At 67.6% G+C, this 23064-nt stretch carries 23 protein-coding genes and 1 tRNA gene; 8 read left to right on the top strand and 16 right to left on the bottom strand.

From position 1 onward, the window contains the following. Window positions 1–11 precede the first annotated feature (11 nt). Together CD928_RS21300 and CD928_RS21295 are read right to left on the bottom strand one after the other, a co-directional pair. Window positions 12–434, bottom strand: a complete 423-nt coding sequence (locus CD928_RS21300; RefSeq protein WP_141237225.1) for a hypothetical protein — start codon at window positions 432–434, stop codon at window positions 12–14. A gap of 169 nt (window positions 435–603) precedes the next feature. Continuing rightward, window positions 604–1782 (bottom strand): bifunctional 2-C-methyl-D-erythritol 4-phosphate cytidylyltransferase/2-C-methyl-D-erythritol 2,4-cyclodiphosphate synthase, encoded by a 1179-nt coding sequence (locus CD928_RS21295; RefSeq protein ID WP_095389113.1) that lies wholly within the window; start codon window positions 1780–1782, stop codon window positions 604–606. Window positions 1783–1879: 97 nt separating this feature from the next. Here CD928_RS21295 and dusB point away from each other — a divergent pair, with 97 nt between their 5' ends. The 7 genes from dusB (at window position 1880) to hflX (ending at window position 11105) form a co-directional block, all read left to right on the top strand. Next, window positions 1880–2878 carry a tRNA dihydrouridine synthase DusB gene (dusB, locus tag CD928_RS21290; RefSeq protein WP_095389112.1) on the top strand — a complete coding sequence of 333 codons (999 nt, stop codon included), beginning with the start codon at window positions 1880–1882 and terminating at the stop codon, window positions 2876–2878. Beyond that, a complete protein-coding gene (locus tag CD928_RS21285) occupies window positions 2875–3972 on the top strand; it encodes a nitrogen regulation protein NR(II) (RefSeq protein ID WP_095389111.1) in 1098 nt (365 codons plus the stop codon). Before dusB ends, CD928_RS21285 begins: the two co-directional genes overlap by 4 nt. Then, window positions 3969–5384 carry a nitrogen regulation protein NR(I) gene (ntrC, locus tag CD928_RS21280; protein WP_095389110.1) on the top strand — a complete coding sequence of 472 codons (1416 nt, stop codon included), beginning with the start codon at window positions 3969–3971 and terminating at the stop codon, window positions 5382–5384. Before CD928_RS21285 ends, ntrC begins: the two co-directional genes overlap by 4 nt. A gap of 104 nt (window positions 5385–5488) precedes the next feature. Further along, entirely contained in the window at window positions 5489–7780 is a 2292-nt protein-coding gene (locus CD928_RS21275) for an ATP-binding protein (RefSeq protein WP_255247292.1), read from the top strand. Next, window positions 7770–9149: a sigma-54 dependent transcriptional regulator gene (locus tag CD928_RS21270; RefSeq protein WP_095389108.1), complete on the top strand. Its 1380-nt coding sequence runs from the start codon at window positions 7770–7772 to the stop codon at window positions 9147–9149. The genes CD928_RS21275 and CD928_RS21270 overlap by 11 nt, the downstream gene beginning before the upstream one ends. A gap of 28 nt (window positions 9150–9177) precedes the next feature. Continuing rightward, window positions 9178–9768 carry an RNA chaperone Hfq gene (hfq, locus tag CD928_RS21265; RefSeq protein WP_255247291.1) on the top strand — a complete coding sequence of 197 codons (591 nt, stop codon included), beginning with the start codon at window positions 9178–9180 and terminating at the stop codon, window positions 9766–9768. An 8-nt stretch (window positions 9769–9776) separates the two neighbouring features. After that, window positions 9777–11105, top strand: coding sequence for a GTPase HflX (gene hflX, locus CD928_RS21260; protein WP_095389107.1), 1329 nt, complete (start codon window positions 9777–9779; stop codon window positions 11103–11105). A gap of 1 nt (window position 11106) precedes the next feature. Here hflX and mazG read toward each other — a convergent pair whose 3' ends face one another. The 10 genes from mazG to CD928_RS21215 all read right to left on the bottom strand — a co-directional run bounded on the left by mazG (window position 11107) and on the right by CD928_RS21215 (window position 20206). After that, window positions 11107–11892, bottom strand: coding sequence for a nucleoside triphosphate pyrophosphohydrolase (mazG, locus tag CD928_RS21255; RefSeq protein WP_095389106.1), 786 nt, complete (start codon window positions 11890–11892; stop codon window positions 11107–11109). Between the two features lie 67 nt (window positions 11893–11959). Then, window positions 11960–12139 (bottom strand): hypothetical protein, encoded by a 180-nt coding sequence (locus tag CD928_RS23180; protein WP_141237224.1) that lies wholly within the window; start codon window positions 12137–12139, stop codon window positions 11960–11962. Next, window positions 12136–12900 carry an MBL fold metallo-hydrolase gene (locus CD928_RS21250; RefSeq protein ID WP_095389105.1) on the bottom strand — a complete coding sequence of 255 codons (765 nt, stop codon included), beginning with the start codon at window positions 12898–12900 and terminating at the stop codon, window positions 12136–12138. The genes CD928_RS23180 and CD928_RS21250 overlap by 4 nt, the downstream gene beginning before the upstream one ends. 13 nt (window positions 12901–12913) lie before the next feature. Beyond that, window positions 12914–13690, bottom strand: a complete 777-nt coding sequence (locus CD928_RS21245) for a TatD family hydrolase (RefSeq protein WP_095389104.1) — start codon at window positions 13688–13690, stop codon at window positions 12914–12916. Beyond that, window positions 13690–15288: a methionine--tRNA ligase gene (gene metG, locus CD928_RS21240; RefSeq protein WP_095389103.1), complete on the bottom strand. Its 1599-nt coding sequence runs from the start codon at window positions 15286–15288 to the stop codon at window positions 13690–13692. The genes CD928_RS21245 and metG overlap by 1 nt, the downstream gene beginning before the upstream one ends. A gap of 65 nt (window positions 15289–15353) precedes the next feature. Beyond that, a complete protein-coding gene (locus CD928_RS21235) occupies window positions 15354–16331 on the bottom strand; it encodes a DNA polymerase III subunit delta' (RefSeq protein ID WP_255247290.1) in 978 nt (325 codons plus the stop codon). Continuing rightward, window positions 16328–16957, bottom strand: coding sequence for a dTMP kinase (gene tmk, locus CD928_RS21230; RefSeq protein ID WP_095389201.1), 630 nt, complete (start codon window positions 16955–16957; stop codon window positions 16328–16330). The genes CD928_RS21235 and tmk overlap by 4 nt, the downstream gene beginning before the upstream one ends. Then, window positions 16951–18174: a D-alanyl-D-alanine carboxypeptidase family protein gene (locus CD928_RS21225; protein ID WP_095389102.1), complete on the bottom strand. Its 1224-nt coding sequence runs from the start codon at window positions 18172–18174 to the stop codon at window positions 16951–16953. Before CD928_RS21225 ends, tmk begins: the two co-directional genes overlap by 7 nt. Window positions 18175–18183: 9 nt before the next feature. Next, window positions 18184–19155: a septal ring lytic transglycosylase RlpA family protein gene (locus CD928_RS21220; protein WP_095389101.1), complete on the bottom strand. Its 972-nt coding sequence runs from the start codon at window positions 19153–19155 to the stop codon at window positions 18184–18186. Beyond that, window positions 19139–20206, bottom strand: coding sequence for a lytic transglycosylase domain-containing protein (locus CD928_RS21215; RefSeq protein ID WP_095389100.1), 1068 nt, complete (start codon window positions 20204–20206; stop codon window positions 19139–19141). Before CD928_RS21215 ends, CD928_RS21220 begins: the two co-directional genes overlap by 17 nt. Before the next feature lie 167 nt (window positions 20207–20373). Between CD928_RS21215 and CD928_RS21210 the strand changes: the two genes are divergently transcribed. Beyond that, window positions 20374–20460 (top strand) — tRNA-Ser (locus CD928_RS21210). Between the two features lie 210 nt (window positions 20461–20670). Here CD928_RS21210 and CD928_RS21205 read toward each other — a convergent pair. The 4 genes from CD928_RS21205 to CD928_RS21190 form a co-directional block, all read right to left on the bottom strand. Beyond that, complete coding sequence (locus CD928_RS21205; protein ID WP_095389099.1) at window positions 20671–21807, bottom strand: zinc-binding dehydrogenase; 1137 nt, start codon at window positions 21805–21807, stop codon at window positions 20671–20673. Between the two features lie 76 nt (window positions 21808–21883). Then, window positions 21884–22627, bottom strand: coding sequence for a 3'(2'),5'-bisphosphate nucleotidase CysQ (locus CD928_RS21200; protein ID WP_095389098.1), 744 nt, complete (start codon window positions 22625–22627; stop codon window positions 21884–21886). Beyond that, the gene (locus CD928_RS21195; RefSeq protein ID WP_095389097.1) at window positions 22620–22898 is read right to left on the bottom strand and encodes a DUF2061 domain-containing protein; all 279 of its coding nucleotides are present in this window, start codon (window positions 22896–22898) and stop codon (window positions 22620–22622) included. The genes CD928_RS21200 and CD928_RS21195 overlap by 8 nt, the downstream gene beginning before the upstream one ends. An 8-nt stretch (window positions 22899–22906) precedes the next feature. Next, a partial coding sequence (locus tag CD928_RS21190; RefSeq protein WP_141237223.1) for an adenylyl-sulfate kinase occupies window positions 22907–23064 on the bottom strand: 158 nt, incomplete at its 5' end.

Here is a 23064-nt window from a genome sequence, read left to right as displayed (position 1 = left end):
GCCGCGGGCATCTAGCCCGGTTCGGCTTCGTTTCGCGCACAGCTGGCCATCTGCTTGTCGCCGCGCGCCGCCGCGGTCAGCGTGACTGCGATCAGATGGACCGTTTGTGCGGTACTCAGCGGGGCGAGCGCCTCGCTGATATCGTTGACCTCGGCGCAAGTGTCGGGCTTGATATCGATGCCGAGCGTCTCGACGAAGCCGTCGTCGACCAGCGACCGAAACGCCTCGTCGGACAGATTCTCGACATCCTTTTCGTCCGCGCCGCTGCCGATCTTGACGAAGCCCGATCGGGCGAGCGGCCATGCTGCGTCGGCCTGTTGCCGCAATTCGGCGGCGCGCGCGCCGAGTCCGGTTCGCAAATAGCTGGTCGGAGGCAGGTGCGAGCCGCAGGTTTCGACGACCCGATCGATCACCTGCGGAAGAAAATAGGCCACGAGACCGTTCATTTCGGCCGGCGTGATACAGGTTTTCGTCGCCGCTTGCCCCGATGTCGACCCCACCAACGCGACCACGGCCGCCGCCCCCACTGCCATTCGCTTCATACTGCCCCCTTTGCCCTTGGCTTTCGCATATTTAGCGTCATGCGCGCGCCCGTGCGAGCGCTCAATTCTCCGGCAGCGACAGGGTCGCGATCGCCTGCGCGGCGATCCCTTCGCGGCGTCCGGTGAAACCCAGCCGCTCGGTCGTCGTGGCCTTGACGCTCACCCGTTCGAGCCGAACCGACAGGATTTCCGCGATCCTCGCGCGCACCCGGTCCCGATGCGGGCCAATCTTGGGGGCCTCGGCAATGATCGTCAGGTCGACATGGTCGATCCGCCCCCCGGCTTCCTCCACCCGCCGCGCTGCGAAATCGAGAAAGCGCCAAGACGCGGCACCGCGCCATTCGGGATCGCTCGGCGGGAAATGGGTGCCGATGTCACCGTCGCCGAGCGCGCCGAGGATCGCGTCGGTCAGTGCGTGGAGCGCGACGTCGGCATCACTATGGCCTTCAAGTCCATGACTATGCTCGATTTCCAGTCCGCCGATCCATAAAGGTTTACCCGCGACGAGGCGGTGGACATCATAGCCCATGCCGACCGCGGTTCGCCTCATCGCCTTTGCCTCCAGCAGTCCTTCGAGGATGGCCCTATCCTCGGCATATGTCAGTTTGTGGAGCCGCGCATCGCCCGCGACCGCCGCGACGGGCACGCCGAGCCGCCGCACGAGCTGCGCGTCGTCGGTCGCGGTCTCGCCCGCCGCTGCCGCATGGGCAAGGCGTAGTGTGCCGAGCCGGAAAGCCTGGGGGGTTTGGACGCGCGCCAGCGCGCCGCGGTCGACCACATCGCCCGCCTCGTCGCCGGCCTGCCGGACTAAAGTATCAGGGACGGGCAGGGTGGGGATCGCGGCTTCGGCGCTGTCCAGCGCCGCGAGCAGGCGGTCGATTACCTCGGCGGTCACCCCGGGCCGCGCCGCATCGTGCACGAGGACGAGCGCCTCATCCTCCCAGTCCACGAGCGCGGCAAGGCCGTTCGCCACCGATTGCTGGCGCTCGACGCCCGGAGACGCGGAAATCCAGCCTTCGGGCAGAGGAAGCGCGGCCGCCATGACGTCATCGCCGGCTATCAGCGCGCCGCCGGACACGCGGGGATGCGCCGCAAGGGCATCGAGGCTCCAGCGCAGCACCGGCTTGCCGCCGAGCGGCTCGAGCTGCTTGGGCCGCGCAAAGCCGGCGCGCGTGCCGCGTCCGCCGGCGAGCAGAATCACGGCGACGCGCGGGGCTGGCGAAGGCGCGGACTCGGTCATAAGCCGCGCCGGTTAGCGCAGCATCGGCTTGCGGGAAAGCGCCTTAACGTGTAGGGGCTGCTCAAAATTTAGGCAATTTCGACGAAAGCTCCCCGCCATGGCGCCGCTGCGGCCCATCCAGATCGGCAATATCACCATCGCGGATCCCGTAATCCTCGCGCCGATGACGGGTGTCACCGACCTGCCGTTCCGCAAGATGGTGCGCCGATACGGCTCGGGGCTCAACGTCACCGAGATGATCGCGAGCCAAGCGGCGATCCGAGAAACGCGCCAGTCGGTGCAGAAGGCGGCGTGGGACCCGGTCGAGGAGCCGGTGTCGATGCAGCTCGTCGGCTGCACCCCCTACGAAATGGGCGAGGCGGCGAAGCTCAACGAGGATCGCGGCGCCGCGATCATCGACATCAACATGGGCTGCCCGGTGCGCAAGGTCACCAACGGCGACGCGGGGTCGGCGCTGATGCGCGACCTGACGCTTGCTGCTGCGCTGATCGAGGCCTGCGTCAAGGCCGTGTCGGTGCCTGTAACGGTCAAGATGCGCATGGGCTGGGACCATGACAGCCTCAACGCCCCCGAACTCGCGCATATCGCCGAGGATCTGGGTGCGAAGTTGGTGACGGTGCACGGCCGCACCCGCAACCAGATGTATCGCGGCACCGCCGACTGGGGCTTCGTCCGCCGGGTCAAGGACGCGGTGTCGGTCCCCGTCATCGTCAACGGCGACATCTGCTCGACCGACGACGCGCGCACCGCGCTGGCGCAGAGCGGCGCCGACGGGGTGATGATCGGCCGCGGTGCCTATGGCCGGCCGTGGCTGCTCGGCCAGGTGATGGCGGCGCTGCGCGGCGAGGGCGAGCGCCCCGATCCCGGAATCGACGAACAATATGCGATCATCACAACGCATTATCGCGCGATGCTCGATCATTATGGCGAGATGACCGGGGTCAATATGGCGCGCAAGCATCTCGGCTGGTACGTCAAAGGGCTGCCGGGCTCAGCCGAATTCCGCAACAAGGTGAACCAGATTCCGGACAGCCGTGATGTGCTCGACGCGCTCGAGCGCTTCTACGGCCCCTTCCTCAGCAGGGCCGCGGCGTGAACGCGCCGACGTCGAGCATTCCGGCCTTCGACCATCACGAACTCATCCAGTCGCATCCCGTCGCGACGCTGCTGATCGACCGCGGCGGCGTGATCCTGTTCGTCAACGCCGCCGCCGAGCAATTGTGCAACATGAGCCGTTCGGCGATGGTCGGCCGCGTCGTCTATGACGTCATCCGCATGGACCGCGGCTATCGCCAGCGGATGAGCGACCCCGCGACCTCCGCGCTGTTCGCGCACCGCGCCGAAATTTCGGTCGGCGATCGCAAGACGGTGTTCGCCGACCTGCAGATGGTTCCCTATGGCGCGAGCGGCCACCGCATCCTCGCGCTCGTCCCCTCGCAAAGCGAGGCCGAACTGATGGGCGGTGCGATCGGGCGGTCGGGCCGCGCGGCGGGGGCGGCCGCCTCGATGCTCGCGCACGAGATCAAGAACCCGCTCGCGGGAATCAAGGGTGCCGCGCAGCTGCTCGCGCGCAAGGCCGACGCCGATGGCGAGCGTTTCACGACACTGATCTGCGCCGAGGTCGATCGCATCACGACGCTGATCGACCAGATGGAGCATTTCTCGCGCGGTCAGCCGATCGTCTGCGACGCGATCAACCTCTACCAGCCGATCCACCAGGCGATGGAGGCGGCACGCGCGCGGCAGGACCATGGGGTCCGTTTCGCCGAGGATTTCGATCCGTCGCTGCCGCTCGTCCACGGCAATCATGACGCCATGGTGCAGATATTGCTCAACCTCCTCACCAATGCCTGCGAAGCGCTCGGCGGGCAGGGCGACGGAGTGGTTCGTATCGCGACCGCCTATCGGCACGGCCTGTCGATCGACAAGGACGACGGCCGCGGGCGTATCGCGCTGCCGATCGAGGTGAGCGTCAGCGACAACGGCCCCGGCGTTCCCGCCGACATCCGCGGCGACCTGTTCGATCCCTTTGTGACCACCAAGCGCGAGGGCAGGGGGCTCGGCCTCGCGCTCGTCGCCAAGCTCGCGCGCGACATGGGCGGCACCGTGCAGCACGTCCGCGACGGCGACTGGACGCGCTTCCGGGTGCATTTGCCCGCGGCGCCGGCGGCGAAGGGACGGAGAGCATGACCGGGGCCAAGACCATCCTGCTGGTCGAGGACGATCCGGCGATCGCGATGATCATCCGCGAAACGCTCGCCCCCGAGTGCGGCCGCCTCGCCGCGGTGACGAGCGTCGCCGAGCGCAACGCCTGGCTCGCCGACAACAACGCGGACCTGATCATTACCGACGTGGTCCTCCCCGACGGCGACGGGATCGACTCGCTGCCGGGGGCGGGCGTCGATCCCCGCACGCCCGTGATCGTGCTGTCGGCGCAGAACACCCTCGACACGGCGGTGCGCGCCACGGGCATCGGCAGCTATGATTATCTCCCCAAGCCCTTCGACCTCGACGAGCTGATCGCGAGCGTGCGCGCTGCACTCCAGCGCCGCGCCGAGCCGGTGGAGCCCGCCGATCCGGCGCAGGCCGACAGCCACGGGCTCGTCGGCCGCGCGCCGGCAATGCAGGCGGTCTATCGAACCATCGCGCGGCTCGCCTCCAACGACCTCGCGGTGCTGATCCTCGGCGAATCGGGGACGGGCAAGGAGGTCGTCGCGCGCGCGATCCACGCGACGGGCCTGCGGCGCTCGGGCCCCTTCGTCGCGATCAACATGGCGGCGATTCCGCGCGAGCTGATCGAGGCTGAGCTGTTCGGACACGAAAAGGGCGCCTTCACCGGCGCGCACAGCCGCAACGCGGGGCGGTTCGAGCAGGCAGCGGGCGGAACCTTGTTCCTCGACGAGATCGGCGACATGCCGATCGAGGCGCAGACGCGGCTGCTGCGCGTGCTCCAGAGCAATGAATATTCGACCGTCGGGGGCAGCCAGTCGCTCAAGGCCGATGTCCGCGTCATCGCCGCGACCCACCGCGACATGCACACGCTCGTCGCCGACGGACGCTTTCGCGAGGATCTTTTCTACCGCCTCAACGTCATCCCCGTCACTCTGCCGCCGCTGCGCGACCGGCGCAGCGACATCGCCGCGCTCGTGCGCCACTTCGTCGAAGCGGGTCGGCACTTCGGGCTGCCGGTTCGCGAATTCGCGCCCGCCGCCATGCAGATGCTCGAACGCCACGACTGGCCGGGCAATGTCCGCGAGCTCGGCAATGTCGTCCAGCGGCTCGCAGTGCTGTCACGCGACGCCGTGGTGACCGTCCGCGATGTCGAGGGCGTACTGCGCGAGCAGGGCGAGGGCGTCCCCGCCGGGCCCGCCGACCTCATCGCGCGCGCGGTCGACGACTGGGCGCGCGAGCAGCTTGCGGGCGCAGAGGCCGACGGCGACATCCACGCTCGGCTCGAAGCGATCGTCGAGGCGGCGCTGCTGCGCCGCACGCTACGCGAGGTGCGCGGCAACCAGCTCGAGGCGGCGCGACGTCTTGGCATCAACCGCAACACGCTGCGCAAGCGGCTCGGGCAGCTCGATATCGACCCCTCGCACCCCTGACGCGCAGGTCTTGGGGGCAAAATGAGCCGCAAAACGCGTTGAATCGTGATGGCACGCGATATTGTGTGTTCTCTATGCAACAGGTTTGTCGTATCGACGCAACAATGGCGAAGTCGGCTCCCCTGGCTCTCGATATCGATTCGGACGGTCAGGCGGCGCGCTCGGGGGTCTGGCGCTTTGCCGCCCCCGAATATTATACGCTGGCGCTGATCGTCAGCATCGGCATCGCCACCTATATCTTCGTCACGGGCGATGCACAGAGTGAGCGGCTGCTGACGCCGGCGCTGGTCGCGGCGATCATGGTCGCAAATCTCGTGCCCGCGATGGCGCTGATCGTCCTGATCGGCAGCCGCGTCGCGCGGTCGCGCGCCGTGCATTCGATGGCAGGGGGCAGCGGACGCCTGCACGTCCGTCTCGTCGCGCTCTTCTCGCTGATCGCGGCGGCGCCGACGCTCCTCGTGGTGATCTTCGCCTCGCTGCTGTTCCAGTTCGGGGTCGATTTCTGGTATTCGGACCGCTCGCGCGGCATGTTCGAGAATGCAGCCGGCATCGCCCAGGCCTTCTACGAGGACAGCCAGAAATCGCTCGGCGCCAACACGATCGTGATGGCGAAGGATTTGAGCCGCTATCTCGACGATTTTCCGATCGACAGCGACGCCTTCAACGACCGCTACCTTCAGCAGGTCGTGCTGCGCGAGATGAACGAATCGGCGATCATCGAGATCGGCGCCGACGGGATCGCGCGGACGCCGATCATGATGAACCCCGACAATCGCACTGCGGAGGGCCGTATATCCTCCGCGATCGTCAAGCGGTTGAACGCGGGGGAGCCGGTTGTCATCACCCGTCAGGCCGATCGGCTCGAGGCCGCGACGCGTCTGCCGAACCGGGACAACGTCTATCTTTACACCTCGCGCGGCGCGAACACGCTGGGTCTGGGGCAGTTCGACCGCGCCAACACCGTGCTTGCGGACTATAATGCGCTCTTCGATCGTTCGCAGTTGCTGCAGTTGCAGTTCAACGGCGCGCTCTATCTGGGGTCGCTGCTGCTGCTCGCGCTGGCCGTGATCGGCGCGATCGTCGTCGCCGACCGCATCGTCCGCCCGCTCGGGACGCTCGTCGGCGCGGCGCGGACCGCGGCGGGCGGCGACCTGTCGGTGCGCGTGACGCCGACGGCGCGCAACGACGAGATCGCGGTGCTGACGCGCGCCTTCAACCGGATGACCGAACAGTTGCAGGGCCAGACGAGCGCCCTCGTCAGCGTCAACGAACAGCTCGAGGCGCGGCGCGTTTTCATCGAGGCGGTGCTCAGCGGCGTCACCTCGGCGGTCGTCTCGGTCGATCGGAAGCATCGCATCCTGCTCGCGAACGCCGCCGCCGAGCGGCTGGTCGGCACCGCGGGGGAAAATCTCACCGGCAAGCCGCTCGTCGAGGTTGCGCCCGAACTCGAACAATTGCTCGCCAGCAACGAGCATGAGGCGATCGTCCAGCTCGCGCGCAAGGATGCCGAGCCCGCGACCTTCGCCGCCAAGGCTGTGGCGCAGGGCGACGGCTTCGTGCTCAGCTTCGAGGATATCACCCAGCAGCTCGCCGACCAGCGCCGCGCCGCCTGGTCCGACGTCGCTCGCCGCATCGCGCATGAGATCAAGAATCCGCTGACCCCGATCCAGCTCGCCGCCGAACGCCTCCAGCGCCGCTTCGGCGACAAGGTCGAGGGCGACGAGGCGACCTTCCGCCGGCTCACCGACACGGTGATCCGCCAGGTGCACGACATGCGCCGGATGGTCGACGAATTTTCGAGCTTCGCGCGCATGCCGAAGCCGACCTTCGGGGTCGAGGACGTTCGCGACATCCTGAAACAGGCGGTGTTCCTGTTCGAGGTGGCGAAGCCTGACATTCAGTTCGCGGTGACGGTCCCGAACGAGATCGAGCCGCTCGTCTGCGATCGCCGCCTGCTGTCGCAGGCATTGACGAATATCGTCAAAAATGCTGTCGAAGCAATTGAAGAACAATCGAAATCATCGGATGCTTCTCCGGCAGGACATATCGCGGCTTCGCTCGACATCGACCAGCAAAACGCGATCCGCATCCGCATCGCCGACGATGGGATCGGGCTGCCCGAAGCGCGCGACGCGATCGCCGAGCCCTATATGACGACGCGTCAGGGCGGCACCGGTCTCGGTCTCGCGATCGTCAAGAAGATCGTCGAACAACATTATGGCGAACTGGAATTTTCCGACAATCCGGCGGGACAGGGGACGTGCGTGACGCTAACCCTCCACCCCGACCGGTTGCGCCATCTGGCAGGGAAGGGGGGCGACGCGAGCGCGGGACAGGGGGAATCGGTCCCGGGCCGGATCAGGAATCGACAGGACAGGGAAGACCATGGCGCTTGATATTTTGATCGTCGATGACGAACGCGACATTTGCGAACTGGTCGCCGGCGTCATGGAGGACGAGGGCTATGAGGCGCGCACCGCGTCCGACAGCGACGCCGCGCTCGACGCGATCCGCCAGCGCCGTCCGTCGCTGGCGCTGATCGACGTCTGGCTGCAGGGCTCGCGGCTCGACGGCCTCGGGCTCGTCGAAGCGATCAAGGCGTTCGACCCGACGCTGCCGATCATCGTCATTTCGGGCCACGGCGGGCTCGATACCGCGGTCGCGGCGATCCGCCGCGGCGCGTTCGATTTCATCGAAAAGCCCTTCGAGGCCGAGCGACTGCTCCACCTCGTCGCGCGCGCGACCGAGAATGAGCGGCTCAAGTTCGAATATGAGCGCCTGCGCGAGCGTGCCGGCCCCGCCGACGAACTCACGGGGACCAGCGCCGCGATCAACAATGTCCGCGCGACGCTGAAGCGCGTCGCGGGTACGGGCAGCCGCGTGCTGATCACCGGCGCCCCCGGCGTCGGCAAGGAGGTCGCGGCGCGCGTGCTCCACGGCTGGAGCGGGCGGCAGAACGCGCCGTTCCGCGTCATTTCCTCGGCACGCATGGATCCCGAGACGGTCGAGGCCGAATTGTTCGGCGCCGAATCCGACGACGGATCGATCCGCGTCGGCCTGCTCGAACAGGCGCATGGCGGAACGCTGTTCCTCGATGAGGTCGCCGACATGCCGCTGACGACGCAGGGCAAGATCCTGCGCGTGCTGACCGACCAGAGCTTCACCCGCGTCGGCGGGCGCACGATGATCCGCGTCGACGTCCGCATCATCTCGGGATCGGCGCGCGAACTCACAACCGAAATCGCCGAGAGCCGCTTTCGCGAGGATCTCTACTATCGGCTCAACGTCGTTCCGGTTCATATCCCGCCGCTGCGCGAGCGCCGCGACGACATCGCGAGCCTGTGCGACCATTTCGTGCGTCGCTATGCCGCCGACCGCCGCGTGCCGCCGCCCGAGATCAGCGCCGAGGCGATGGCCGCGCTCCAGGCGCACGACTGGCCGGGCAACGTCCGCGAGTTGCGCAACGTCATCGAGCGCGTGATGATCCTCGCGCCGAGCGACCGGTTGAGCCGGATCGACGTCGACATGCTACCGGGCGAACTGGTCCGCGGCGGCGCCGATATCCTGCCGGGCGCCGAATCGATCACCGCGATCCCGCTCAAGGAGGCGCGCGAGAATTTCGAGCGCGAGTATCTACGCATCCAGATCAACCGTTTTTCGGGCAATATCTCGCGCACCGCGACCTTCATCGGCATGGAACGCTCGGCCTTGCACCGCAAACTGAAGCTTTTGGGATTGACCGATAATCCCGAAAGCGACGGGTGAAGGCTTTGCCCTAGACCTGTGCGGCGCTTTGCCGCATATTGCAGTCGCCAAGATGAACAGGAGCGGGGCACAAGCCCCGCCAAGCGGTATCCGCCGCCAAGAACAGGAGGCCAATGTGTCCGATAAAAACCAGAATCTCCAGGATCTCTTCCTCAACGCCCTGCGCCGCAGCAAGACACCCGTGACGATGTTCCTCGTCAAGGGCGTGAAATTGCAGGGAATCATCACCTGGTTCGATAATTTCTCGCTGCTGCTGCGCCGCGACGGTCAGTCGCAACTCGTCTACAAGCATGCGATCTCGACCGTGATGCCGTCGCACGACTTCGACCTCGCCTCGCTGGGCGATGATGTGCGCGACGCGCCGCCGAGCAAGGGCAAGGCGCTGCAGGACGTGTTCCTGAACGCGGTGCGGCGCTCGGACGAGTCGGTGACGATGTTCCTCGTCAACGGCGTGATGCTCCAGGGCGATATCGTCGCCTTCGATCTGTTCTGCATGCTGCTCGAGCGCGAGCGGCAGGTGCAACTCGTCTACAAGCATGCGATCTCGACGGTGCAGCCGAACGGCCCGGTCAATCTGACCGACAATGGCGATGGCGACGCGGACGGCGCCGACGCCTGACCGACCGTATGAACCCCGACGACGTGGAGGTGACGCGCGGCGCGCGCGCCGTGCTGGTCGTGCCCGAATGGCGCGGGCAGGGGCTTTCGCGCGACCTCGACGCGCGCGTTGCCGAGGCGGCGGGACTGGCGGTTGCGATCGGGATCGAGGTCGTCGCGGTGCATCCTCTGCGCCTGCGGCAGACGCGCGCGGCGACCTTGATCGGGGTCGGGCAGATCGAGGCGGTGAAGCCCGATATTGCCGAAAGTGCCGCGCAACTCGTCATCGTCGATGCGGCGCTCTCCGCGATCCAGCAGCGTAATCTGGAAACCGAGTTCGGGGCAAAAGTCATTGATCGAACAGGATTAATTCTGGAAATCTTCGGCGAGCGCGCGGCGACGGCCGAGGGGCGGCTGCAGGTCGAGCTCGCGCATCTCGACTATCAGGCGGGGCGTCTGGTGCGCAGCTGGACCCACCTCGAGCGCCAGCGCGGCGGCTTCGGCTTTCTGGGCGGACCGGGCGAGACGCAGATCGAGGCCGACCGGCGGATGATCCGAAACCGCATGGCGCGCATCCGCCGCAGCCTCGAGGATGCCCGCCGCACGCGCCAGCTGCAGCGCGCCAAACGCCAGCGTGCGCCGTGGCCGGTGATCGCGCTCGTCGGCTACACCAATGCCGGAAAATCTACCTTTTTCAATCGCCTGACCGGTAGTGACGTCATGGCGGAAGATATGCTGTTCGCGACACTCGACCCGACGATGCGCGAAATCCGCCTGCCGGGGATCGACAAGGCGATCCTGTCGGACACGGTGGGTTTCGTATCCGACCTGCCCACCGAACTGGTCGCCGCGTTCCGCGCGACCTTGGAGGAAGTGACGACCGCAGACCTGATCGTCCACGTCCGCGACATCACCCATCCCGACAGCGAGGCGCAATATGCCGATGTTGCCGCCATCCTCGATTCGCTGGGGGTGAACGGGCCGCAGGACGGGGAAGGGGATGCGCCCGCCGCCATCGCGCAGATCGAAATCTGGAACAAGATCGACACCGCGAGCCCCGAGCATCGCGCCGAAATCGAGGAGATGGCGGCGCGGCGGCGTGACGTCGCGGTGATTTCGGCCGAGACCGGCGAGGGCGTCGACGCGGCGCGCGCGCTGATGGCGGCGGACCTGACCGCGCGGCACGAAGTGGCGCGCGTCTTTCTGCGCTTCGACCAGGGCGAGGCGATGGCATGGCTCCACGCGCGCGGCGACATATTGTCCGACGAGGTCGAGGAAGGCGGGCACCGGTTGACGGTGCGGCTCGACCCCGCCGATCGGGCGCGGTTCGAGCGGTTGTGGCCTTCCAGCCAGGGCTGATCTAGCCCCGCTCGGCCTTCTTCACCGCGACCCAATGCGCTTCCTGCGCGTCCAGCGGCAGGCCGGCCAGGCTGCCGCCGGCGCGGGTCTCCATGGCGGCAAAGCGCCGCGCGAATTTGGCGTTGGCTTCGCGCAGCGCGTCTTCGGCATCGACGCCGAGCTTGCGCGCATAGTTGACGACCGCGAAGAGCAGGTCGCCGATCTCCTCGTGCCGCGCGGCGTCACCGTCGGCTTCGGCGACTTCGGCGAGTTCCTCGGCGATCTTGTCGCGCGGGCCGTCGGCATCGGGCCAGTCGAAACCAACGCGCGCGGCGCGGCCCTGCAACTTCTGCGCGCGCAGCAGCGCCGGCAGCGACAGCGCCACGCCGGCGAGCGCGCCTTGCGGGCCGTCGGCGGCGCGCTCGGCCGCCTTGATCGCTTCCCATTGCTGACGAACGTCCGCCGTCGTGACGTCACCGAAGATATGCGGATGGCGCCGTTCCATCTTGGCGGAAATCGCGTTCGCGACATCGTCGAAGCCGAACAGGCCACGGTCGGCGGCGATCTGGGCGTGGAAGACGACCTGGAGCAACAAGTCGCCGAGCTCGTCGCAGATCGCGGCGGAATCGCCGCCGGCGATCGCGTCGGCGACCTCATAGGCTTCCTCGATCGTGTACGGTGCGATCGTTTCGAAATCCTGCGCGAGATCCCATTCGCAGCCGCCATCGGGATTGCGCAATTGCCGCATGATCGCGAGCAACCGGTCGATAGGGGGATTGGGGGGACTGGCCGCGTCGCTCGACATCATTTTATCCGATAATATATATTATGTTAAATTATCATACAGCCGGACAGGAAAACCCCTCTCGGCGCCCTCATCCCGCCGCGAGCTGATAAGTCCGGATCGCGATGAACACGAGCCCGAAGATCGCCAGCCAGGCGAGTCCCATCTTGAGCCAGTCGGCCAATTTGAGCTGGCGCGCGACGAGCGCGCTGACCACCAGCGTGAACGCCATCGCGAACCACAGCATGTCGGCGCCCGATTCCATCGTCATAGCTGCACCTCCAACCCGTCATAGCCCGGCTCGACGCCCCGCGGCAATTCGTCGGCAAGGTCGTCATAATCCATCGTATTGTCCATATGGGTGATGATCGCGCGCGGATGGCCGACCTTGGCGAGGCCTTCAAGGCTCATCGCGAGATGCGGATGCGTCGGATGCGGATAGCGGCGCAGCGCGTCGATCACGAACAGGTCTACACCCTGAAAGAAGTCGACCATCTCATCCGTAAAGCGCGAAAAATCCGTGGCATATCCGATCTTGTGGGCACCATCACTGAAGATCAGCCCGCTCGCCTTGATCGGACCGTGCGGCATTTCGAGCGCCGACACCTCGATCGGGCCGATCGACTGATGGTCGAGAAGCTCGATCGGGTCGACCGACGCAGGATAGCCCGCATTGCCGGCGAAAGCGTAGGTGAAGCGCCATTTCAATATGTCGAGCACATGGTCGCGCGCATAGGCGGGCACCGCCGAGCCGCGCAGGTGCATGATTTGACGGAGATCGTCGAGCCCGTGGGTGTGGTCGGCGTGCTCGTGGGTCCAGATCACCGCGTCGACCTCGCCCACGCCCGCGTCGAGCAGTTGCATCCGCATGTCGGGGCTGGTGTCGACGAGCAGGCGGAAGCCGCCGAGCGAGACCATGATCGAGGCGCGGCTGCGCAGGTTGCGCGGGTTGTCGGGGTCGCACTGGCCCCAGTCGTTGCCGATCCGCGGCACCCCCGACGAGGTGCCGCAACCGAGAATGCGCAGCTTCATGCCCGATGCGACGTCATGGCTGCGCCTTGTTGAAAAGACGGTAGAAATTGGCGCTGGTCGCCGCCGCCAGCGCGTTCGGCTCCTCGCCGCGCAACTGCGCAAGATAGGCCAGCGTGTCGGCCACGAAGGCGGGTTCGCCGGGCTTGCCGCGGTGCGGAACAGGGGCGAGGAAGGGGGAGTCGGTTTCGACGAGCAGCCGGTCCTGCGGCAGCCACCGCGCGGTCGCCTGCAGATCGGCGGCGTTCTTGAAGGTCACGATCCCCGAAATCGAGATATAAAGCCCGAGATCGAGCGCCTTCCGCGCGAAATCATCGCTCGCGGTGAAGCAGTGGATGACGCCGGGATAGGGCGCCCTGCCCATCTCCTCGCCGAGCAGCGCGAGCGTGTCGGCCTCGGCATCGCGGGTGTGGACGATGATCGGCAGCCCGGTCTGCTGCGAGGCATGGATGTGGCGGCGGAAGCTTTCCTGCTGCCGCGTCCGGTCGCTCTTGTCGTAATAATAATCGAGCCCGGTCTCGCCGATGCCGATCACGCGCGGGTGCGCGGCGCGCTCCACCAGCTTGGCGGTATCGACGTCGGGGTGCTGATCGGCGTCGTGCGGATGGATGCCGACGCTCGCCCAGACATCGTCGTTCGTTTCGGCGGCGGCGAGCACCTCGTCCCACTCGCTCTCGCGCGTCGCGATGTTGAGCATCGCGGTCACGCCGCGCGCGCGCGCGCGATTCAGCACCTCGCTCTGCTGTTCGGCGAGCCCCTTGTAATTGAGGTGGCAGTGCGAATCGACGAGCATCAGGCGGCCGCCTCCTCCCCTTCTCCCCCATCTTCGTCGGCGGGCAGATCGAGCCGGGGGAAGATCGGGACCGGCTGGCCAACCACGAAGCCGCTCGCGGCGAGCTTCGCGAACCAGCCCGTATCGGCGAGCGCCGCGAAATCGCGCGCGTCGGCGGCGATGCCCATCTGATCGAGCAACGCGTCGGCGGCCGCCGGGACTACGGGACGGATCGCGATCGCGAGCGCGCGCACCGCCTGGAACAGCGTCATCAGCACCGCGCGCATCCGCTCGGGATCGGTCTTGCGCAGCGCCCAGGGCGCGGTCGCGTCGACATATTGGTTGCAGGCGAAGACCGCGCGGATCCAGTCCTCGATCCCGACCGAGAAAGCGAGCTGCTCGAACTCGCGCGGCAGGCGCGTCCGCGCCATGTCGAGCAGGTCGGCGAGCAGCGCCTCATCCTCGGGCGCCGCCTGATAATCTGCGGACAGATTGCCGCTCAAATTCTTGAAAATCATCGACAAGCTGCGCTGCGCGAGATTGCCGAAGCTGTTCGCGAGGTCGGCATTGGCGGTGCGCACGATCGCTTCGGCCGAATAGCTGCCGTCCTGGCCGAAGCTGACCTCGCGGAGCAGATAATAGCGCAGCGCGTCGACCCCGAACCGCTCGGCGAGGTCCATCGGATCGACGACATTGCCGAGCGATTTCGACATCTTCTCGCCGCGGTTGAGGAGGAAGCCGTGACCGAACACCTGTTTCGGCAGCGGCAGGCCGGCGCTCATCAGGAAGGCCGGCCAGTAAACCGTATGAAAACGCACGATATCCTTGCCGATCATGTGAATGTCGGCGGGCCAGAAGCGCGCGAAGTCGCTGCCGGCATCGGGGTAGCCGAGCCCCGAGAGGTAGGTGGTGAGCGCATCGACCCAGACATACATCACATGCCCCGGCGAATCCGGCACCGGCACGCCCCAGTCGAAGCTGGTGCGCGAGACGCTGAGATCCTTGAGACCACCCTCGACGAAGCGCAGCACCTCGTTGCGGCGGCTTTCGGGGCGGATGAAATCGGGATTGTCGCGATAGAGCGCGAGCAGCCGGTCCTGATAGGCCGAAAGGCGGAAGAACCAGCTTTCCTCGACCGTCCATTCGACCGGGGTATTCTGTGGCGACAGCTTGGCGCCCCCTTCCCCCTCGCTCAGTTCGCTTTCGTCGTAGAAAGCCTCGTCGCGAACCGAATACCAGCCTTCATAGCGGTCGAGATAGAGATCGTCGTTCGCCGCCATCGCGCGCCAGATCGCCTGCGACGCCGCGTGATGCGCGGGGTCCGACGTGCGCATGAAGTTGTCATAGCTGATATTCAGCTTGGCGTACATCGCACGGAAATATCCCGACATTTCATCGGCGAGATCGATCGTCGCACGGCCCTGGTCGCGCGCGGTCTGATACATTTTCAGCCCATGCTCGTCGGTGCCGGTGACCAACCGGACGTCGCGGCCGCGCGCGCGCTGGAACCGCGCCATGACGTCGGTCGCGATCGCCTCATAAGCGTGGCCGATGTGCGGGCGACCGTTGGGATAGCTGATCGCGGTGGTGATGTAGAAGGGAGTCTGGGTTTCGGACATGCGCGCGCCTTAGCGGGTGCGAGGCACGAGGGGAAGTATCCCTCGTCCCCGCCTTTGCTGGGGTGTTATCGGGCGGCACCCTCGCGTGGTGCCAGTTCCGCCAGGCAGTTGCCGATCTCGAAGCCGACCATCGCGCCGTCGTAGGAACCGCGGATCGCGTCGCGCACCGTGCGTTGCACGCGATCCCACTGCGCGAGCACCGGCGCGATCTCGGCGACCGGGCGTTCGCGCGCGAGGCGGGTGAGCAGGCCGGGCACGATATCGATGACGAGTTCGAGCCGCTCGCGGTTGCTCGTCCCGCCGACCTCGCGCGCGAGCGCTTCGCGCAGGCGGTTGCCGGGATCGCCCGAGGTCGCAATCGCGAGCAATTTCCTCTCCATCGCCGCGACGTCGCTGTCGATCAGCGCGAGCGCCTTGCCCGGCACGCCGCCCGACGCGCCCGCGATCGCCCGCACCTCGGCCGCATCGAGCATTGGGCGCATCTCGTGCAGCCAGGACGCCATGACGTCACGCTCAACGGGTTGAAAACGCAGCGTTCTGCACCGCGACCGGATCGTCGGCAGCAGGCGTCCGGGCGAATGGCTGACAAGCAGGAAGAGCGTTTTGGCGGGCGGTTCCTCGAGCGTCTTGAGGAGCGCGTTGGCACCGTCGGTCTCGAGATCGTCGACCGCGTCGACGATGATCACCCGCCAGTCGCCGAGCGACAGCGACAGGTGGAGGCGGCGGATCATCTGACGCACCTGGTCGATCGTGATGTTGCGCGCGAGCTCCTTGCTCTTGTCCTTCGGCTGCCGCGCGAGGGTGAGGATCTCGGGATGATTGCCGGCATCGACGAGGCGGCCCGCGGCGGCATCGCCCGGATCGTCGAAGGGTAGCGGCTGACCGCCCCCGCCGCCATCGTGCGTGACGAGAAAGCGCGCGGCGCGCGCGGCGAAAGCGGCCTTTCCCATCCCCTGCGGCCCGGCGAGCAGCCAGGCGTGGTGGAGGCGCCCCGCCGCCCAGGCTTCGACGAAGGCGCTCTCGGCATCGCGGTGGCCGATCATGGCAGCCAGTCCGCGAGGTCGGCAAGGATCGCCGCGGTGACGGCCTCCGCGGGGCCATCGGCGTCGATCATGCGCCAGCGTTCGGGTTCGGCCGCCGCCATCTCGGCGAAACGCGCGGCGAGGCGCGCCTGATAGTCGGCGGGTTTGCTGCCCATGCGGTCGGCGCCCGCGGCGTCGCGCACCGACAGGCGGCGCGCGGCCTCGCCGGCGCTCACGCCAAGCAGAAAAGTGCGGTCGGGGAGCAACCCTTCGGATCCGACGCCATGGAGCGCGAGGATATCGGCGTCGGTCAGGCCGCCGCCGCCCCCCTGATAGGCGCGGCTCGAATCGACGAAACGGTCGCAGATGACCCAGGCGCCGCGCGCGATCGCGGGGCGGATCGTGCGCGCGACATGGTCGGCGCGCGCGGCGGCGAAAAGCAGCGCCTCGGCACGCGCGTCCCAGCGGTCTTCGGCGCCTTCCATCAGCAGCGCGCGGATCGCTTCGGCGCCCGCGCTGCCGCCGGGTTCGCGCGTCGCGACGACCTCGATCCCGCGCGCGCCGAGTGCGGCGGCGAGCGCGCGGAGCTGGGTCGACTTGCCGCCCCCTTCCCCGCCCTCGAGCGTGATGAAGCGCCCGTTCACCAGCCGGCCAGCCGGTAGAGGCCGGTGCGTGCGCGATCGAACCAGCCGCCCTTCCCCACATCGTTCGCGGCGAACAGCGGCGTAACCTGCGGCGGCAGGCCGTCGGGGGCGACGACGAGCTCGGCGATCCGGCTGCCGCGCGCGACCGGCGCGGCGAGCGGTGCCCGCGCGCGCATCGTCGCGCGAAAGCCGCCCGCAAAGCCCTTGGGGACGGTCATCCGTACCGGAATCGCTGCTTCGGCGGCGACGCTGGGCTGGGCGCCCTGCCCGACATCGAGTCGCCCGACCTTGCCGCCCGCGGGAACGATCTCGCGGCCTTCCCACGCTTCGAATCCCCAAGTCATCAGCCGCTCGGCCTCGTCGCGCCGCGCCTTTTCGCTCTTCATCCCCGCGACGACCATGATCAGCCGCCGTCCGCCGCGCTTCGCCGAGCCGAGAAAGCAATAGCCGGCTTCCGCCGTGTGCCCGGTCTTGAGCCCGTCGGCGCCGTCGAAGCGCCCGAGGATCGGGTTGCGGTTCGGCTGGACGATCGGCGTGCCGTCGGGCGCCTTGCCGTGCTGGAGCTTCGGAATCGAGAAATAGCGGGCATAGCCACCCGGGTGGTCGCGGATCAGCCGGTCGGCGAGCGTGATGAGGTCGGCGGCGCTGACCTTGGTCACGCCGCCGTCGGGCCAGCCGTTGGGGGTCCCGAACCGGCTGGACGTCATGCCAAGTGTGGCCGCCATATCGTTCATTCGGCGGACGAAAGCCTCTTCGCTGCCGTCGACACCGACCGCGAGCGCGGCGGCGGCATCATTGCCCGACACGGTGATCAGCCCCTTGAGCAGTTCGTCGACCGACACCGTCTCGCCCGCGCGCAGGAACATCGTCGAGCCGCCGTTGCTGCCGTTCCACTTCTTCCACGTCGCCTCGCTGACCGTGAAGCGCTTGTCGCGCGACAATTTGCCGCTGTCGATCAGGTCGAGCACGACATAGGCGGTCATCACCTTCGCCATCGAGGCGGGTGCGAAGCGCTTGTCGGCGCCGCGCTCGAAGAGGATCGCCCCCGAATCGAGATCCTTGAGCATCACGATCGGCGCCTGCGTGGTGTAGAGCGGGCGGCTCGCCGGCGCATGCGTGGGGGCGGCACCCGCGGGCGCGGCGGACGGCGCGACAGCAAGCGCCAGCGCGGCCAGCACGAGCCCCGCTCCGCTTCGCTCGAGGATGGTCCGACGCCGCATGCGAGGCCGTCAGCGGTCGCGCGTGATCACGGCGTCGCGGAATCCCTTCGCATGGGCCTTGCCGAGCGCGGCCTTCGCGTCGGCCTCGCTCGCGAAGGGGCCCATGCGGACGCGCCAGAGATTGCCCGCCTTGCCGACGCTGCCGCCGACCACCTTCGCGGTGGCATTGGCGCGAGCTTCGGTGCTGAAGGTCGCGACCTGGACTGCATAGCTGCCCGAAGTCGCGGCGGGCGCGGGTTTGGGCGGAGCCGATGCGGTGGGCGGCGCCTTGCCGCCCGGGCCTTCGACGATGAACCGGTCGTCGCCGGGCTTGGTGCGTGGGGGCGGCGCAGCGGGCGCCGCCGGCTTCGCGACTCCGGCAGCGATCGCGGCGGGCGACGGCTTGCCGGTCAGCTTGCTGCGCAGGATGGCGAGCAGCGAGTCGGGCGTCGGGATTCGCGCGGGAACCGCCTTGCCGGCGCGAAGCTGCGCGCGCTCGGCCGCGGGCGGGCTGGTGCGCCGCACGCGCACGCCGGCGACGCCGGGCTTGAGGCCGAGTTGCTCGGCCGCACCACGCGACAGGTCGATCAGCCGGTCGTTCGCCATTGGCCCGCGGTCGTTGACGCGGACAAGGATCGTGCGTCCAGTGTCGAGCGCGGTGACCTCGACATAGCTCGGCAGCGGCAGCGTCTTGTGCGCGGCGCTGATTGCCGCGGGGTCGAAGGTCTCGCCGTTGGCGGTCGGCTTGCCGGCGAGTTCGTCGCCGTACCAGCTCGCATAGCCGACCTCGTCATAATCGGCGATGTCGGCAGGGGTATAGGTGACGCCGTCGACGGCGTAGGGCGCTCCGATCTTGACCGGACGGTCGGGGACGAGCGTCTCCGCCGGCGCGGGCGCAGGCCCCGCGACGGGGCCGCCCTCGCGCTTGCCATCGAAACTTCCACAACCCGCGAGCATCAACGCCGCTCCGGCCAGTACCCCGCCCCTAACGATCGATCTCATCCGCCAGCAACCCCACAGAAAGCGCGTAAAAGTTGGAACAATTATAGTCGAGTATCGCACGATAATTGCCCGTCAGCAAATAGGCGGTCTTTCCCGGGCCATCGGGTTCGAGCAGGGTGGCCTGGATTTGCCCGTCGGGCCAGCGCCCGTCGATCGGCTGGAATCCGTCGGCGCGCCACTCGGCCAGGCTGCGCCAGCGGCTGTAGCGCGCGAAGACGCGCGGGCAGCGCGTCGGCTGAAGACGGGTCGCGAAGCGGTTGCGATCGAAGCTCGCGGGAACGCGCACCGCGACCCCCCACGGCTGCCCCGCGCGCCAGCCGGCGCGGCGGAGGTAGGAGCCGATCGATTCGATCGCGTCGGCCTCGCTCGACCAGATGCGCGCGACCCCGTCGCCGTCGCCGTCCTCGGCCACAGCCAAATAAACCGAGGGCAGGAACTGCGGATAGCCGAAAGCCCCCGCCCAGCTTCCCTTCAGCACCTCGCGCGGCACGCCCTTCTGCACCATTTCGAGCGTCGCGAGGAATTCAGGCTCGAACAGGCTGCGGCGGCGCCCCTCATAGGCGAGCGTCGCCAGCGCCTCGGGCAGGTCGAAATTGCCGGTGACCGCGCCATAGGCGGTCTCGTGGCCGAAGATCGCGATCATGATGCTGGTCGGCACTCCGGTGCGCTGCTCGATGCGCGACAGCAGCGGCAACAGCCGGTCGTGGACACGCCGCCCGCCGCCTATCCGCGCGGCATCGACATGCTTCGCCTTGTAGGGCGCGAAGGCCGGGATCGGCGTATTGGGGCTTGGCGGCGCGCCGAGATTGTCGCGGTCGAGCGCGACGACGCGCGCATTGTAGCGCAGCCCCGCGGTCACCCGGTCGAAGGTCGCGCGTGACACGCCGCGCGCCTCTGCCTTGGGCCACAGTGACTGGACATAGGCGTCGAAGCCGGTGCCGCCGCTATCCTGGGCATGGAGCGGCGCCGAAGCAGTGAGCGTCCACGCCGAGAGCACGACCCCCGCGAAATGAAAAAGTCGCCCGATTCTGAAACTCTTGCTGCGCATCATGTCCCACCCATAGAGCCTCTTGCCGTCGGGCTCCAAGCAAAGAGTGACACAGGTGGCCGCAGCTTGGCCATCCCGGCTGTCGATAGCCCGAGTCAATTGCGCGCCGGACGGAGGCTGTCCGCTTTGGACTTGCCGCCGCGCGGGCGAACGCTATGGCGGCAGGCGTAGGACAGGTGGCCGAGTGGTTTAAGGCAGCGGTCTTGAAAACCGCCGTGGGTGCAAGCTCACCGTGGGTTCGAATCCCACCCTGTCCGCCGGTCTGTCGGGGCAGTTGGCTTGGCGGCCGCTTTGGGGTGGATTTGAGCCATTCCCCTCCCTTTTAGGGAGGGGTTAGGGGTGGGTGCGCGAGCGGAGCGAGCCTACGAAAGAACGCCGCCTTCGGCGGCTACCCMCCCCCAGCCCCTCCCTAAAAGGGAGGGGAGAAGATATGACCGCAACCGGTCGTTAACCGCCGCACCCCTCCCCTACCCGTGCGGGCGGATCAGATATTTTTCGCCGGTTCGCTTCGCATTGTAGCCGGCGATCGTATCGAGCGCGAGCGCGTCGGTCAGCGAGATTTCGTGGCTGTAGTGGCTCTTGAAGGTGGTGGTGAGCTCGTCGACCACGCGCTGGCGCAGCCGCATGTTCACCTCCATCCCCGCTTTCTGGAGGAAGGGGGTCAAGAGGAAGCCCGACAGCGACCAGGTCAGCCCGAAGCTGCGGTTGAGGATGGTGGGGCCAAGGTCGAGCGCGCCATAGATATAGACCTGCTTGAACGTGTCCGAGCCGTAGCGGCTGTAGGTCGTCATCCGCTTGACCGCGGCGACCTCCATGCAGGCGAGAATCTGCCCGGCCAGCTTGCCCCCGCCGATCGCGTCGAAACCGCAGGTCGCGCCGGTCTCGGTCAGCGCGGCGGTGAGCTTGTCCATGAAGTCATCGTCGCTGCTGTTGACGATGTGCGTCGCACCGATGTCCTTCAGCAACGCGACCTGCGCCTCGCTGCGCACGATGTTGACGAGCGGAATGCCGTCCTTCGCGCAGATCTTGACCAGCATCTGGCCGAGGTTCGACGCCGCCGCGGTGTGGACCAGCGCGCTGTGCCCCTCCATCCGCATCGTTTCGGTGAAGGCCAGGCTGGTGAGCGGATTGACGAAGCAGGAGGCGCCGTCGCGTGGGTCGGTGCCGTCGGGCAGTAGCATGCACATCTGCGCGGGCAGACAGCGATATTCGGCGTAGATCTCGCCGCCGATCAGCGCGACCGTCTTGCCGAGCAGCGCCTGCGCCTCGGGCGACGACCCCGCCTTGACGACGAGGCCGCAGCCTTCGTTGCCGATCGGCAGCGCGTCGCCGATCCGCCCGCCCATCGCGCGCATGCCGGGCGCGGGAATGTCGGCGGTGACGACCGGCAGCCCGTCGCGGGTCGAGGCGCGTGCGGTCGACATGTCCGCCGCGCCCAGCAGCAGCCCGAGGTCGGAGGGGTTGATCGGGGTCGCCAGCACCTTCACCAGCACCTCGTGCGGCGCGGGTTCGGGCATCGGCCGCCGTTCGAGGAAGACCTCCAGCTCGCCCTCGGGCTTCACCAGCGTGAGCATGACGAGGTTGGTATCAGGCAGGTCGGTCATCGCGCGTCTCCCATGCGTTCGGTTTCTCGATGCAACGGGTTACGGCGCGGCGGGCGTGCTGGCAATGGGTGTCCGGTCAGGCCGGCGAATATTCGGCGGCGAGCCGCAACACATCGGCCGCCAGCTCCTTGCGGCAGATCAGAAGGTCGGGAAGATAGGTATCGGCATTGTTGTAGCGAAGCGGTGATCCGTCGGCGCGGCTGACGTGCAGCCCCGCGGCCGCCGCGACCGCGACGGGCGCGCAATTGTCCCATTCATACTGGCCGCCGGTGTGGAGGTAGATATCGGCCTCGCCGCGCACGACCGCCATCGCCTTCGCCCCTGCCGAGCCCATGGGCAGGAGTTCGGCGCCGAGCGCTTCGGCGACATGCACCGCCTCGGCCGCGGGCCGGGTGCGGCTGACGAGCATCCTGGGCGGCGTGTTCGCCGGGCGGAGCGGCAAAGGCGCGCCCGACGTCAGCGTGACCCCCAGCCCCGGCAGCGCAACCGCGCCAACCGCCGCGACGCCGTCGACCGCGAGCGCGACGTGGACCGCCCAGTCGCTGCGTCCCTCGCCATATTCGCGGGTGCCATCGAGCGGATCGACGATCCATACGCGCGATTGCGACAGCCGCGCGTCATGATCCTTCTCTTCCTCCGACAGCAGCCCGTCACCGGGCCGCGCGGCGCGCAGTTCGTGGCACAGCATCGCGTTCGCGGCGGTGTCGCCGGCCTGGCCCAGCGCCTTGCCCTGCAAATCGCCGGCGCGGCGCAGGTCGAGCAATATGTCGCCCGCCGCTGCCGCGAGGCGTGCGGCCAGTTGGTCGTCGCTTTCAGACATGCTCGGCCATCAATCCTTCTTCGCCGTCGACTGCGTCTTCGCCCGGCCCCCGCTTGTCCATCCCCCAGCCGACGCGCGCCCAGGCGCGTTCGTGGAGGTAGTAGAGCAGCATCTTGGTGAGCACCTCGGTGCTCGCGATCGCGCCCGCGGCCTTGACGCTCGCGGTGAAGAAATAGCTCAGCAGAAAGGTGTCGATGCTGCCGAGCGCGCGCCAACTCATCGCCTTGAGCAGCGACCGGCTGTGCGCCTCCCTCCCCCGAAACAGCAGCATCGCCGCCGCTACCCCAACAGCCGATTGACGATGAGGTCGGCAGCCTGTTGGGGTGTCATGTTGGTGGTATGGATGTGGATTTCGGGTTTTTGGGGTGTTTCGTAGGGACTATCGATGCCGGTGAAGTTTTTGAGCTGGCCGGCGCGGGCCTTTTTGTAGAGCCCCT

The organism is Sphingopyxis sp. GW247-27LB, from assembly GCF_002277025.1.
Taxonomy (GTDB): domain Bacteria; phylum Pseudomonadota; class Alphaproteobacteria; order Sphingomonadales; family Sphingomonadaceae; genus Sphingopyxis.
This window is presented reverse-complemented; position numbering and strand designations above follow the sequence as displayed.